Raw genomic sequence first — 13,290 nt, 5'->3', positions numbered from 1 at the left:
GGCCTGCCCTCGCGGGGGATGGGCGTGAACGCCGCCCGGCTGACCGCCTCCGCCCTCGCCGCCGGCCTCCGTTGCTTGTTCAACTCCTCGCGCTGGACGGCGAGAACGCCAAGGCAAACCCCGAGAAGCCGTCCTCGCCCTGCCCCTACCTGACCAGCGCGCCCTGCCCCGCCGAGCATCGAGAGTAAAACCCGCAGCCCCGGGCCCGTGGGCCCCGGCTTTGTCCGTCACGACAGGCGCTGCGTACCCCTGACCAGCCCCCGCCCTCGGACAGGGAATGCCTACATCACGGGCACGGGCACAGGACCAACCGGCAGTCGCGATGAGACCAAGAGGCTTCCTAGCAGGGAGTGCACCCCAATGGCTCCAATCTCGGTCCTCTGTTGAGCATGTCGCCATCACTGCCATTAGCGTTTCCGCATGACGGATGGCCCGTATGAATGGATACGGACGCATATGGCACGACCGGAGTCCGTTCTCGCCCACGGTCCCCAGATCTGCTCGGGTGCCTTGCCTTCTGTGGACCGACCCGAGGCTGGGCGGCCCTGACTCTGTTCATTCCCACCAACACGGAGGCGACCATGGGCTTCGCTGGCCGGCCCTTCATATTCCTCGCTGTTGCGGTTCTCGGCGGCTCTGCCGGGCTCGCAACCCTCGGATCCGCGTCGGCAGACGTGGTCCCGCAGAAGGCGGCCGCGACTGCGGAAGCCCACCCTGCCGACGGCTCCTCGGAGAAGAGCCGCACCATCCGCGTGGAGGCCCGGCTGCAGGCCGGCGAAGAGCTGGATCTGGGGGCAACGGGCCGCAGCGTCGGCGACCAGTTCGTCTTCAGCGGGAATCTGGCGTCGACCGGGGGGCCAGCAGAACGCTCCGTCGGACGCTTCGGCGGGTTCTGTGTCATCACCGACCTCGAACGCAACGCGGGACAGTGCTCGTCAACCGCGGTGCTGCCGGGCGGGCAGATCACCGTCCAGGGCGAGCAAGCCGGAATCCCTGTACCGAAAACGGTCGTCAACGCGATAACCGGAGGCACCGGAGAGTTCCGTAAGGCGCGTGGGCAGGTGACCCAGCGGGTGTTGACGCCGGCGACCTGGCAACTCACCTTCGAGGTCTCCGACATGCAGCCTCATCGGGCCCGGGACGGTCGCATTCCGTCCGAGGCGCCGACGCCTCCGTCCTTCCCCGGCAAGTAGCTGCGTCAGGCGGTATGGATACCGCCCGGGATTGCAGTGGCGAGCGCAGCGGTTCCCGCCGCGCCAGGTATCGGGCAGACCCCGTCACAGGACCGTCCTGGACATCGACGCGCTCAGCGACCCGACCCGCACCGATCACCGCACATGGAGCCGTCGTGATCAAGAACTTCCGCACATTCATGAGCTGGGGCGTCACCCTGGCCACTGCCACGGCCGTCACCGTCACGGTCGGCGCAACCGCCGGTGGCCCGCCGAACCCGCCGCCGACCGACCCGCAGACCCGCCCGACGGCCGGTGAGGGGAAGGAACCGCAGACTCCGCCTCAGGCGACAGAGCGCCGACGGATCGCCACATCGGTCCTGGACAGGGACTTCAAGTACACGCTCACCGCTCTGAGGTCGCAGACCGATCCGCTCGCGGCATCCGTGCGCCTCCAGGTCTTCACCTTCAAGAACGGTGCGTGGAGCGAGTCGGACCGTGCTCCGGTCGGCGAGGCGGACGCCTGGTTCTGGTTCCCGCTGACCGGCCGCCACGCGGTGTGCGAGTTCTCCACCGCCGGCACGGAGCCCGCACCGGTTGCCGTCAGCCTGCTGATCACGCCATCGATCGGATGCTCACCGACCGAGAACTACCGGATCGAGAACGGGCAGATCATCCCCGGATGACAGCGGCTGGTGGCTGTGGTGCCGACCGCTGCTCGTCACATTCTTGACCAGTGTGCCCCGCCCGCTGCCCTATGGTCTCCGCCCGTCCCAATGCAGTTCTCCCATTGCCAACTTGGCGCTTTTCCTCCGGATCGGCAGTTCGGTTCGCCCCCTGCTCCGTCGGGCGACCCTGGTGATCCGCGAGCGCCGCCAAGCCCCGGGGCTCTCGTTGACCAGGAGAGTTGGCCGCGCTGGCCGGTTACGGGAAGGGTGGCGCGGCCTCGATCTCCCGGACAGAGAGCGGGATCATCAGCCCTGGGGGACGCCGTCTGGCCGCCATCGTCCTCGCGCTCCGACTCACACCGGAGCAACTCAGGCAGGAGGCGGAGGACCGGACCAGGTCCCTCGCTCACCAGCGGGGCCTGCGACCGGTGAAGCTGCGCGACCAAGTCGCGGAGACGAAGACACCCCGGCGGAACCTTGCGGGACCGGGCCGGGGTGCTTCTGAGACCCCTCCGAAAGGAGAGACCCGCAGCATAGCTGACGGACCCGCTCACCCTCGGAGCTTCCGCTACACCTTCAGTGGGAGCTGAAGGTGTAGCGGGACGGGAACACCAGCGACGACGTGCCCGTGCTCCCGTGGTCCGGCAGCCGAGTCGGCAGTACCGGATCCGGTGCAGCGGTGCTACTTCACATCTTTGGCCAGGACGGCGACGGCGACTCTGCCCACCATTGTCGTGAGGACGTAGTTGGTCGAGCTGCTGAAAACGACACCTACGCCGGCAGGAATGGCCTTGGCCATCGCCTTCTGGGTGAAGGTGATGGACACCCGCTTGAACAACTGCTTGATCGTGATCAAAACAGGTCCTCGCAGGTACTGGTAGACCAACTTCTCGGCGATCTTCAGGACCGCAGTCTTGCCGCCCTTCGTCGCCATCTGTTCCGCCGAGCCCGCCAACGCGAGCACGAAGGCGAGGTGCTTCTTGTCCTCACTGCTCAGCTCGGTCTCGTACACCTCAACCAGGCACATGCACATGTCGATCTGGAGCTTGAGTGTCGCGGCGATATCGGTGACACCGCCGCCCAGCACTGCGACCGCGGTCCCGACCCCCGGAACCACGCTCGGGGCCGCGGTGACCGCCCCGGCGGCTGCCGAAAGTTTGGAGTACCGGCCAATGATCTTGGCGGCGATCCGACGCTTGTCCTCCAGGCTCTCGGGCTCCCGCTTGAACTTTTCCTCGAACGTCGCGCGGTAACCGCCCACGAGATTCGTGGCCGCTTCCGGTGTGATGGCGATCGTCTCGACAACCTTCTGGAGCCGAGACGGTTCGAGCTCGTCCGCAGCGTCGTTCATCAGTTCCCCCAGATCCAGCGCACCTCACGGCGAGGACGGCTCGCCCTGTGCACAGGTTTGCATGCAGAGAGTCAGTGCCCTGTGAATCCTGCCCGACCTGCGACCAACTTGTCACATGGTCAGGAAACATGAGGCCGCGGCGAGCGCAGCCTTGACGTCGTCCTCGGACAGGTGCCCCCCCGCGTCGAGAAGACTGTCCACCGCACACACGAGATCCGTCACTTCTTCACGCTGGTGATGAGCCGCTGGGTAGGGTCGGCCGGTATGCCCGACGAATCCGATGCCTCGCCCTTCCGTATCCCCGCCGAGTTCGTCCGGTTCGCCGTGGCGGTGGAGCCGGCGGAGGTCGGGTGGGGGTACGTGTCGGGGTGGCTGGGTGCGGAGGACGCCGTGCGTCTCGCCTTCCTCCGGCGGTGCGACCTGCGGGAGCGAGCAGGGGAATTCGACGCGCTCGCCGGGGCGGAGCCGTCCTCGCCGGGACTCGGTGCGCTGTGTCACCGGCTCTCGGGAGGTGACGCGGACGCCGGGCGGGTCTGGGCGTATCTGGCCTTGAGCTGGGCCTGTTCGCGCTCCGGTGAGGAACGCAGCCGACTGCTCGGTCATTTGGCGGCGAGGGGGGACGCCGACGCGGCGCGTTCGGCGCGCGACCCCGATGGCGAGGGGCTGCGTCTGCTGGCCGCCGGGCGGGGCGAGTTCCTTCTCGGCCGTGCCGCGTCGGGGGAGGGAATGAACTGGCGGAGCAGCTCGGCCCTGATGGGGACCGACCGGCCCGAAGAGGTGGACGCGGCGTTCGACCGGGCCGAAGAACTCGTCGGGGTCGCGGTGATCGGCCTGGCGTTGAACCACCCTGACGCAGTGGCCATTCTGCCGAGGGTGGCCCGGGCGCTGGAATCGGAGGGTGGCGAGCTGCGCCACCAGGGCCGTGTGGCGCTGGCCCATGTCGCCCGGCTGCACTCCACCGTGGACCGTCGCTGTCTGGAACTCCTGCGGTCGCACCCCCGGGGCAGCGAGGCCGACGACGATCTGTGGAGCTACGTTCCGCACCGGCGCCTGCCGTGGTGGCTGTGGCGTCATCATCTGGGCGAGCGGATGGTCTGGCTCCTCCGTGACAAGTGGCGTTCCTGGGACTGATTGGTACGCGACGCATGAGGAGCCGGGGTCGCACGGCCTGGAGTGATCTCGGCGACCCGCCCTTCCGGGCAGCGCTGTTGAGGTGCGAGCCGGATCGGGAGCGTGGCTCTCCGTCCGCGATCCCTCATGGAGGAGCGTCCTGTGAGAGCCGGCATGCCCAGCCCCCGCATCGACACCAGCAAGCCGCACCCGGCTCGGGTCTACGACTGGTTGCTCGGCGGGAAGGACAACTACCCGGTCGACCAGGAGGTCGCGGAGAAGCTGCCGGCCCAGGCCCGGGCCGACGCGGCGCGGAACCGGGCGTTCATGCACCGGGCCTGCGCCTGACTGGCCCGGCAGGGCGTCGACCAGTTCCTCGACATCGGTACCGGCATTCCCACCTCCCCCAATCTCCACCAGGTCGTCCAGGCCGTCGCCCCTCGGACCAGGGTCGTCCAGACCTGTACGGCATCACCCGCGCGCTGGTCGGGGCGTTGCCTGCGGGGAGCTACCTGGTTCTGTCGCACGGGACCGCCGATCAGCACCCGGAGCTCAAGCAGAAGACGGAGTCCGCGTACAAGAGGGGCGCGATCTCACTCCGCATGCGTACGCGAGCGGAGGTCGCGCCCTTCTTCGAGGGTCTGGAACTCGTCGAGCCGGGGCTGGTCACCGCGCCCGAGTGGTACCGGGAGGAGCCTGCGCCGGTGTACGAGCGGAGTGGGTTCCACGTCGGGGTGGCGCGGGTTCCCTAGGAAGGCCGCCCCAGCGGCTTGGCCATGCAGATGCTGCTGTCGTACGTGCGGTAGTGGCCGAACTTCTCGCAGACGGTGTAGCCGCTCGACGTGTACAGCGCGATGGCCTCGGGCTGCTGGTCGCCGGTCTCCAGGACCATGCGCGTGCGGCCCGCGGCGCGGGCGTCGGCCTCCAGGGCGGCGAGGATGCGGCGGGCGAGGCCCCGGCCCCGGCCCTCGGCGATCACAAACATCCGCTTGATCTCGGCGTCGCCGTCCGAGTACCCCTCGTCGTTCTGTTCCTGGCTGCGCCAGCCGCCGGTGGCCAGGGGACGGTCCTGCTCGTCGTAGGCGAGCAGGTACAGTCCGCGCGGCGGATCGAACATCGTGGCGTCGAGCGGTGTGATGTCGCCCTCGTCGCCGTAGCGCTCGGCGTATTCGAGCTGCACCAGGTCGTTGAGTTTGCGGGCGTCAGGGTGGTCGAACGGCCGGGGCTGGATATTCATGCGACTCATGGTACAGGTATGCAGATGGGTGTGTAGGTACTGTACCTGGATGCTGACTGTTACCTCTGTGAACGTCAACGGGCTCCGTGCTGCCGCCAAAAAGGGCTTCGTCGAGTGGCTGGAGCGGACCGAGGCTGATGTGATCTGCCTGCAGGAGGTCCGCGCCGAAGCGCAGCAACTCCCGGAAGAGGTGCGTGAGCCCGAGGGGTGGCACGCCGTGTACGCACCGGCTGCGGCCAAGGGGCGAGCGGGTGTCGCCGTCCTCACGCGTCGTGCGCCGGAGCGTGTGCAGATCGGGTTCGGCGGGTTCGAGGTCCCGGGGAGCGAGGAGTTCGACGCCTCCGGCCGCTACGTCGAGGTTGATCTCCCCGGGGTGACGGTCGCCAGCCTCTATCTGCCCTCCGGTGAGGTCGGCACGGAGAAGCAGGAGGAGAAGGAGCGCTTCATGGCCGCCTTCCTCCCCTACCTCCAGGGGTTGAAGGCGCGGGCTGCCGCCGAGGGCCGGGAGGTCGTCGTCTGCGGCGACTGGAACATCGCCCACCGCGAGGCCGACCTCAAGAACTGGAAGGCCAACAAGAAGAACTCCGGCTTCCTCCCCGAGGAGCGGGAGTGGCTGACCCGGGTGTTCGACGAGGCGGCGTACGTCGATGTGGTCCGTGCGCTGCATCCGGAGGAGGAGGGGCCGTACTCCTGGTGGTCCTACCGCGGCCGGGCGTTCGACAACGACACGGGTTGGCGCATCGACTACCAGGTCGCGACCCCCGGCCTCGCCGGCCGCGCCGTGAAGGCGTGGGTGGAGCGCGCCGCCACGCACGGCGAGCGGTGGAGCGACCACGCGCCGGTGACGGTCACCTACGAAGGCTGATCGTCCTCGCGCCGGTGACGGTCACCTATGCAGGCTGATCGTCCTCGCGCAGCCGCCGGTCCAGCGCCATCGACAGCTCCGCGTCCACCACCGCCTGCGCGACCGTGCGCAGTTGGTCCGGTCCGGTGGCCGCGGTGTGCGTGCGCAGGACGCGTACGAAGAGGTCGGCGAGGGCGTCGGCGTGCTCGCGGACCTCGCGGCCCGCGGTGAGTACGGCGTCGAGGGGGACCCCGGCCCGGACGAGCTCGGACGACGCCTCCAGCAGGCGGCGGCTGATGTGGACGATCTCGTCGCCGTCGATGCCGAGGTAGCCAAGCTCCATGGAGGCGGCGAGGTTCTCCGCTGTGGCCTGGTCCTGGAAGTAGTCGGCGAGCTGCTCGGGGGTGAGCCGGACCGGGGTTTCCTCGGTCGGTTCGCCCAGGCCCAGCACCTCGGCGACATCCCGGCCGCTGTCGAAGGTGGAGGCGAGGTCGGCGATGCCGTTGAGGGTGTGGCCCCGTTCCAGCAGGCCCGTGATGGTGCGCAGCCGGGCCAGGTGGTGGTCGTCGTACCAGGCGATGCGGCCCTCGCGGCGAGGCGGCTGGATCAGGCCGCGCTCCCGGTAGAAACGCAGGGTGCGCACGGTGATGCCGGCCTCCTTGGCCAGCTCCTCCATGCGGTACTCACGGTGCTCGCGTCCTTCAGCCACACCCGCACCCTATGTTGTACCGCCGGTAACTTACCCGTCCCGACCCCTACCCATCGGTACGGAGCTGCTCTACTCTCCCAACAATGCCAGTGATTGCTGGCGGAGTTGTGGCACGTACCGCGGGGAGGCGGCAGCATGGCCCAGCACGAGCACGTACGAGTGGCGGTGATCGGATCCGGATTCGGGGGCCTCGGAGCCGCGGTCCGGCTCCGCCGTGAAGGCGTCACCGACTTCCTGGTCCTCGAACGGGCGGGTTCCGTCGGCGGTACCTGGCGGGACAACAGCTACCCGGGGTGCGCCTGCGACGTACCGTCCCACCTGTACTCGTTCTCCTTCGCACCCAACCCCGACTGGCCGCGCACCTTCTCCGGGCAGCAGCACATCCGCGCCTACCTGGAGCACGTGGCCGACACCTTCGGACTGCGCCCGCACCTCAGGCTCAACCACGAAGTGACCGTCATGCGCTGGGACAACGACCAGCTGCACTGGGTGATCGAGACGGCGAACGGCTCCACGATCACCGCCGACGTGGTCGTGTCCGCCACCGGTCCGCTCTCCGACCCCAAACTGCCGGACATCCCGGGGCTCGCCGAATTCCCCGGCAAGGTCTTCCACTCGGCCCAGTGGGACCACGACTACGACCTGAGCGGCAAGCGCGTCGCCGTGATCGGCACCGGCGCCTCAGCGATCCAGATCGTCCCGGAGATCCAGCCGAAGGCCGGACGGCTGACCCTCTTCCAGCGCACGCCGCCCTGGGTGATGCCGCGCATGGACCGCGCGATCAGCGGCGCGGAGAAGTGGCTGCACCGCGCGCTGCCTTTCACGGCCACCGCGCGCCGCGGACTCCTCTGGGGCATCCGGGAGTTGCAGGTGGGCGCCTTCACCAAGCACCCGAACCAGCTCGGGCTCGTCGAGACGATAGCCAAGCGGAACATGGCGCGGGCCATCAAGGACCCCGCCCTGCGGGCCAAGCTGACCCCCTCGTACCGCATCGGCTGCAAGCGCATCCTGCTCTCCAACGCCTACTACCCGGCGCTCGCGCAGCCGAATGTGGATGTGGTCGAGTCCGGGCTGTCCGAGGTGCGGGGCTCCACCCTGGTGGGGTCGGACGGTACGGAGACCGAGGCCGACGTGATCATCCTCGGTACCGGATTCCATGTGACGGACATGCCGATCGCCACCCGGGTCGTCGGCGCCGGCGGCATCACCCTCGCCGAGTCCTGGAAGGACGAGATGCAGGCGCTGCGGGGTGCGACCGCTTCCGGATTCCCCAACTGGATGACGATCATCGGCCCCAACACCGGGCTCGGGAACTCCTCCATGATCCTCATGATCGAGTCCCAGCTGAACTACATGGCCGACTACATGCGCCAGCTGGACGTCCTCGGCGAGCGCGCCGCGCTCGACGCGCGGCCCTCCGCGGTCGCCGCCTGGAACCGGCGCGTCCAGGACCGGATGAAGCGGACCGTCTGGAACACCGGCGGCTGCACCAGCTGGTACCTCGACGCCAACGGACGCAACACCACGGTCTGGCCCGGCACGACCGCTGAATTCCGGCGGGCCGTGCGCTCGGTCGACCTGGGGGAGTACGAAATCATCCGTCCTCCCGTCACCCACTCCACGGCCCGGGCCGTGACCGAGGAGGCCGCACGATGAGCCGGCTCACGCAGCTCGCGAACACCCCGCCCGTGCCCGTGCGCGAACTGGACGTCGTCTCCGCCGACGGCTCGCGCGTCCACGTCGAACTGCACGGCCCCGAAGGCGCGCCGGCCGTGGTCCTGGCGCACGGCTGGACCTGCAACACCCGCTTCTGGGACGCCCAGGTGCGTGACCTGGCGGCAGACCACCGGGTCGTCGTCTACGACCAGCGTGGTCATGGGCGTACGCCCGAGGCGGGCGCCGCCGGATACAGCACGCGGGCGCTGGCCGACGACCTCGAAGCGGTCCTGAAGGCCACGCTCGAGCCCGGGCAGAAGGCGGTGCTGGGCGGCCATTCCATGGGCGGCATGACGCTGATGGCGGCCGGGGGCCGTGACGCCGTACGGGAGCACGGGGCGGCCGTGCTGCTGTGCAGCACCGGAAGCTCGCGCCTGACGGCCGAGTCGCTCGTGCTCCCGTTGCGGGCCGGCGCCCTCCGTACCCGGATGACCGCGGCGGTGCTCGGTGCGCGCGCACCGCTCGGGCCGGTCAACGCGGTGTCCAAGGCCATTCTCAAGTACGCCACGATGGGGCGCGGTTCCGCCCCGGAACGGGTGGACTCCTGTGCCAGGATCGTCCACGCGTGTCCCACCAAGGCACGCGTCGCCTGGGGGCAGGTGCTCGCGGAGCTCGACCTGGAGGCGCGTCTGCGTGAACTGCGTCTGCCGACCGCGGTGATCGCGGGCGCGGATGACCGGCTGACGCCGCCGGTGCACGCGAGGGCCATCGAAGCGGCGCTGCCGCACAGCCTCGGGCTCACCGAACTTGCGGGTATCGGCCACATGACGCCGGTCGAGGCACCCGAGGTGGTCACGGCGAAGCTCCGCGAGCTGGTGACCGCGTACGTCACTGTGGAAGGCGCGGGCAGCACGGCGGAAGCCGTCAGCGAGGAGGAGGTCGCATGAGCGGCAGGCGGAGTCTCGAAGGACAGGTCGTCGTCGTCACGGGCGCGGCGCGGGGCGTGGGCGAGCTCCTGGCCCGCAAGCTCTCGGCGCGCGGTGCCACGCTGGCGCTGGTCGGCCTGGAGCCGGACGAGCTGAAGAAGGTCTCGGAGCGGCTGCACTCCCCGAGTGACCACTGGTACGCGGACGTCACGGACCACGTGGCGATGAGCCGGGTCGCCGAGGAGGTCAAGGAGCGCTTCGGGAAGATCGACATCGTCGTCGCGAACGCGGGCGTCGCCAGCGGCGGTCCGCTCGTGGACTCGGATCCGGAGGCGTGGCGGCGGGTCATCGAGGTGAACCTGATAGGCGGCGCGGTGACGGCGCGGGCCTTCCTCCCGGTACTGATGGAGAGTCGCGGCTACTTCCTCCAGATAGCGTCGCTGGCCGCGATCACCCCGGCGCCGATGATGAGCGCGTACTGCGCGTCCAAGTCGGGCGTCGAGGCGTTCGCGCACTGTCTGCGCGGCGAGGTCGGCCACCGGGGTGTGAAGGTCGGGGTCGGCTACCTGTCCTGGACCGACACGGACATGGTGCGGGGCGCCGACGAGGACGACGTCATGCGGGAGTTGCGGCAGCGGCTGCCGTGGCCGACGAACCGCACCTATCCGCTGGGCCCGGCCGTCGACCGGATCGTGGCGGGGATCGAACGGCGCTCCGCGCACGTGTACGCCCAGTGGTGGCTGCGCGGGATGCAGTCGATCCGGGGGTATCTGCCGATGGTCACGGGGACGGTCGGGCAGCGCGAGATGAAGCGGTTCGGGTCTCGGCTCGACGGTGTGGGCAAGGGGCTCGTGGGGGCCGGCGGCGAGGCGGACCGCGAGGCGCGAATGCGGCGCGAATGATCGAAATGCGGTGAATGTCCGGGTGTGTAAGTCTGAGCGAGGTCCCACCGGGGCCACCCCCACGCACCCACATAGGAGTGAACAGCATGGGTATCGCAGACCAGTTCAAGGACAAGGCGCAGGAGCTTGCCGACCAGGCCAAGCAGCAGAAGGCGGGCGGCAAGCGGGACGAGGCGCGTGAGCGTTCCTCCGACCGTCCGGACCGTGCCTCGGACCAGGCCCAGGGCCGTCGGCCCGGCGCTCGGGACCGCGCGCAGGACGCGGCGGACCAGGCGCGTGAGCGTTCCGAGCGCTGACGGCCGACGCGTCTGACGTCTGCGGTTGGTTGGGGCGTACCCGGGTGCCGGGTACGCCCCTTCTCGTGCGGCGGCGGCGGTGTGCGGCGTGCGGCGTGGGGCGTGGGGCGTGCGGTGCGAGGTGCGGTGGCGGGTCCGGTGCCGGGGCTCCGCCCCGGACCCCGCTCCTCAATCGCCGGAGGGGCTTGATTTCGGCTCGGTTTTTGGCTGGGCCGGGGCGTCCCGGGGGAATGCGCGGAGGGCGTGATTTTGGCTCAGTCGTGGTGTGCCGGCGAACGCTGGAGGGCTTGATCCTGGCTTGGCCGGGGGTGCCCCATTCCGCTTCACCTCGGGGGCAGCGGTGGGCGGCGTAGGTTCGGGGCCGTTTCGTAGGTGGGGGGTGTGGACGCGGGGTGGGCGGCCAGGAGGTCCAGGGCCACCCTGACGGCGTCGTCCAGGACCGCGTGGCGGCCCTCCGCCCAGTCGAGCGGGGTGCGCAGCGCCTCCAGGTCGGGCTCCACGCCGTGGTTCTCGACGGACCAGCCGTACGTGTCGAACCAGGCCGCGTTCATCGGCACCGTGATCACCGTGCCGTCTCCCAACCGGTGCCGCCCGGTCATCCCGACCACACCGCCCCAGGTGCGCTGGCCCACCACCGGCCCCAGCTTCAGCAGCCGGAACGCGGCCGTGATCATGTCCCCGTCGGAGGAGGTGGCCTCGTCGGCGAGGGCGACGACCGGGCCCCTGGGTGCGTTGGACGCGTAGGAGACCGCCTGGGCGTTGCGGGTCAGGTCCCAGCCGAGGATCGTGCGGGTGAGCTTCTCGACGACCAGCTCGCTGATGTGGCCGCCCGCGTTGCCCCTTACGTCCACGATCAGAGCCGGGCGCGACACCTCCAGCCGCAGGTCACGGTTGAACTGTGCCCAGCCGGAGCCGCCCATGTCGGGGATGTGTAGATAGCCGCACTTGTCGTGGCTCAACTCCCGTACGACCTCACGGCGTTTGGCCACCCAGTCCTGGTAGCGCAGTGGGCGTTCGTCGACCAGCGGGACGATCGCGATGCGCCGTGACCGCCCGCCGCATTCGCCCCCGGCCGGGCGGAACGTCAGCTCCACCGTGGTGCCGCCGGCCGCCGTCAGCAGCGGGTACGGCCCCGTCACCGGGTCGACCGCGCGGCCGTCGACATGGGTGAGGACGGCCCCCTCGCGGATTCCCGTACCGGCCAGCGGGGAACGGGCCTTGGAGTCGGAGGAGTCACCGGGCAGGACGCGCTGCACCGTCCAGTCGCCGTCCCGGCAGACGAGGTTGGCGCCCAGCAGTCCGATCGCCCGCTGGTAGTGCGGGGGGCCCTCGTTGCGGCGTGCGGGCGAGACGTACGCGTGGGAGGTGCCCAGCTCGCCGAGGACCTCGCGCAGCAGATCGGCGAACTCGTCGGGTGACGCGACCCGTTCGACCAGGGGCCGGTACTGCTCCAGCACGCCGTCCCAGTCGATGCCGCACATGTCCGGCTCCCAGAAGTAGGACCGGATGATGCGCCCCGCCTCCCCGTACGCCTGGCGCCATTCGGCCGCCGGGTCGACGTCGTGCAGGATGCGGCGCAGGTCGAGGAAGACCGTCGTGTCGTTGTCGCCGGGCTCGTTGGACGGTACGGCGCGCAGTTCGCCGTCGTCCATGACGACGAGCCGGGTCGCGTCACCGCTGACCGCGAACCAGTCGAGGTGGCCGACCAGTTCGGTCTTGCGGGCCTTGGCGATGTTGAAGTGTTCCAGCGTGGGCCGGCCCGACATGTCCGAGGGGTTGGCGAAGGTCTCGCCCAGCGCGCCGGAGATCGGCCAGCGCAGCCAGACGAGGCCGCCGCCGCTGACCGGCTGGAGTGCCGAGTACTTCGACGCGGAGACCGGGAACGGGGTCACCCTGCTCTCCAGCCCCTCGAACTCCACCATGACCGTCGGCCCCTCGACCGTTCCCTCGGCGATGTCCACCGGGTCGAGGCCGCCCGCCGCGGGCCTGCCGTCCGGGAGCAGGGCGAAGGGGGAGGGGGTGGCGGAGGTGAGGGGGACCAGATACGGGCGGCAGCCCAGCGGGAAGGAGAGGTCGCCCGTGTGGACGTCGTACACCGGGTCGAATCCCCGCCAGGAGAGGAAGGCGAGATAGCGGCCGTCCCCGGTGAAGACGGGGTTCTCGTCCTCGAAGCGGCCGTTGGTGACATCCACTATCACCGGGGCGTCCGTGCCGGTGATCCTGGCCAGCTTGATCTGCCGCAGCGACCTGCCGATGCCGGGGTGCGACCAGGTCAGCCAGTGGCCGTCCGGGGAGAACGCCAGATCGCGGACCGGGCCGTTCACGGAGCGGATGAGTTCGGTGATGCCCGCACCCGTGGCACCTGTCCCCGTGGCGCCCGCCCCCGTGCTGCCAGTCACTGTGACGCCCACCCCTGCGA

12 protein-coding genes and 1 pseudogene are annotated in these 13,290 nt (G+C 69.8%); 9 read left to right on the top strand and 4 right to left on the bottom strand.

Features of this window, described 5'->3' with window-relative positions; all coding sequences use genetic code 11:
• Window positions 1–440: 440 nt before the first annotated feature.
• Both BFF76_RS13635 and BFF76_RS13630 read left to right on the top strand, forming a co-directional pair.
• Window positions 441–1,193 (top strand): dirigent protein, encoded by a 753-nt coding sequence (locus BFF76_RS13635; protein WP_234316881.1) that lies wholly within the window; start codon window positions 441–443, stop codon window positions 1,191–1,193.
• A gap of 155 nt (window positions 1,194–1,348) precedes the next feature.
• Entirely contained in the window at window positions 1,349–1,858 is a 510-nt protein-coding gene (locus tag BFF76_RS13630; protein WP_031098544.1) for a hypothetical protein, read from the top strand.
• Between the two features lie 664 nt (window positions 1,859–2,522).
• On the opposite strand, the gene BFF76_RS13625 is transcribed toward BFF76_RS13630, so the two are convergent.
• On the bottom strand, window positions 2,523–3,191 hold the full coding sequence (locus tag BFF76_RS13625) for an EcsC family protein (RefSeq protein WP_031098545.1): 669 nt from the start codon (window positions 3,189–3,191) through the stop codon (window positions 2,523–2,525).
• Window positions 3,192–3,455: 264 nt separating this feature from the next.
• Between BFF76_RS13625 and BFF76_RS13620 the strand changes: the two genes are divergently transcribed.
• Window positions 3,456–4,322, top strand: a complete 867-nt coding sequence (locus BFF76_RS13620; RefSeq protein ID WP_065848290.1) for a hypothetical protein — start codon at window positions 3,456–3,458, stop codon at window positions 4,320–4,322.
• Between the two features lie 141 nt (window positions 4,323–4,463).
• Window positions 4,464–5,053: pseudogene (locus tag BFF76_RS13615) on the top strand (SAM-dependent methyltransferase).
• Here BFF76_RS13615 and BFF76_RS13610 read toward each other — a convergent pair.
• On the bottom strand, window positions 5,050–5,538 hold the full coding sequence (locus tag BFF76_RS13610) for a GNAT family N-acetyltransferase (RefSeq protein ID WP_065848289.1): 489 nt from the start codon (window positions 5,536–5,538) through the stop codon (window positions 5,050–5,052). The pseudogene BFF76_RS13615 and the gene BFF76_RS13610 sit on opposite strands and share 4 nt — an antisense overlap.
• A 49-nt stretch (window positions 5,539–5,587) precedes the next feature.
• On the opposite strand from BFF76_RS13610, the gene BFF76_RS13605 reads away from it, so the two are divergent.
• Window positions 5,588–6,403 (top strand): exodeoxyribonuclease III, encoded by an 816-nt coding sequence (locus tag BFF76_RS13605; protein ID WP_031098548.1) that lies wholly within the window; start codon window positions 5,588–5,590, stop codon window positions 6,401–6,403.
• Between the two features lie 25 nt (window positions 6,404–6,428).
• On the opposite strand, the gene BFF76_RS13600 is transcribed toward BFF76_RS13605, so the two are convergent.
• Window positions 6,429–7,058, bottom strand: a complete 630-nt coding sequence (locus BFF76_RS13600) for a MerR family transcriptional regulator (RefSeq protein ID WP_065848288.1) — start codon at window positions 7,056–7,058, stop codon at window positions 6,429–6,431.
• Between the two features lie 168 nt (window positions 7,059–7,226).
• Here BFF76_RS13600 and BFF76_RS13595 point away from each other — a divergent pair, with 168 nt between their 5' ends.
• From BFF76_RS13595 to BFF76_RS13580, 4 genes are all read left to right on the top strand, one after another.
• Window positions 7,227–8,747 carry a flavin-containing monooxygenase gene (locus BFF76_RS13595; protein ID WP_031098550.1) on the top strand — a complete coding sequence of 507 codons (1,521 nt, stop codon included), beginning with the start codon at window positions 7,227–7,229 and terminating at the stop codon, window positions 8,745–8,747.
• Entirely contained in the window at window positions 8,744–9,694 is a 951-nt protein-coding gene (locus BFF76_RS13590; protein ID WP_031098551.1) for an alpha/beta fold hydrolase, read from the top strand. Before BFF76_RS13595 ends, BFF76_RS13590 begins: the two co-directional genes overlap by 4 nt.
• A complete protein-coding gene (locus tag BFF76_RS13585; protein ID WP_053928857.1) occupies window positions 9,691–10,575 on the top strand; it encodes an SDR family oxidoreductase in 885 nt (294 codons plus the stop codon). Before BFF76_RS13590 ends, BFF76_RS13585 begins: the two co-directional genes overlap by 4 nt.
• An 86-nt stretch (window positions 10,576–10,661) precedes the next feature.
• Window positions 10,662–10,871 (top strand): hypothetical protein, encoded by a 210-nt coding sequence (locus BFF76_RS13580; RefSeq protein ID WP_031098552.1) that lies wholly within the window; start codon window positions 10,662–10,664, stop codon window positions 10,869–10,871.
• Between the two features lie 323 nt (window positions 10,872–11,194).
• Here BFF76_RS13580 and BFF76_RS13575 read toward each other — a convergent pair.
• Window positions 11,195–13,290, bottom strand: a 2,096-nt coding sequence (locus tag BFF76_RS13575) for a S41 family peptidase (RefSeq protein ID WP_244167276.1), incomplete at its 5' end; no start/stop codon positions are given.

Origin of the sequence: Streptomyces mutomycini (genome assembly GCF_001700505.1) — a bacterium.
GTDB lineage: Bacteria > Actinomycetota > Actinomycetes > Streptomycetales > Streptomycetaceae > Streptomyces > Streptomyces mutomycini.
This window is presented reverse-complemented; position numbering and strand designations above follow the sequence as displayed.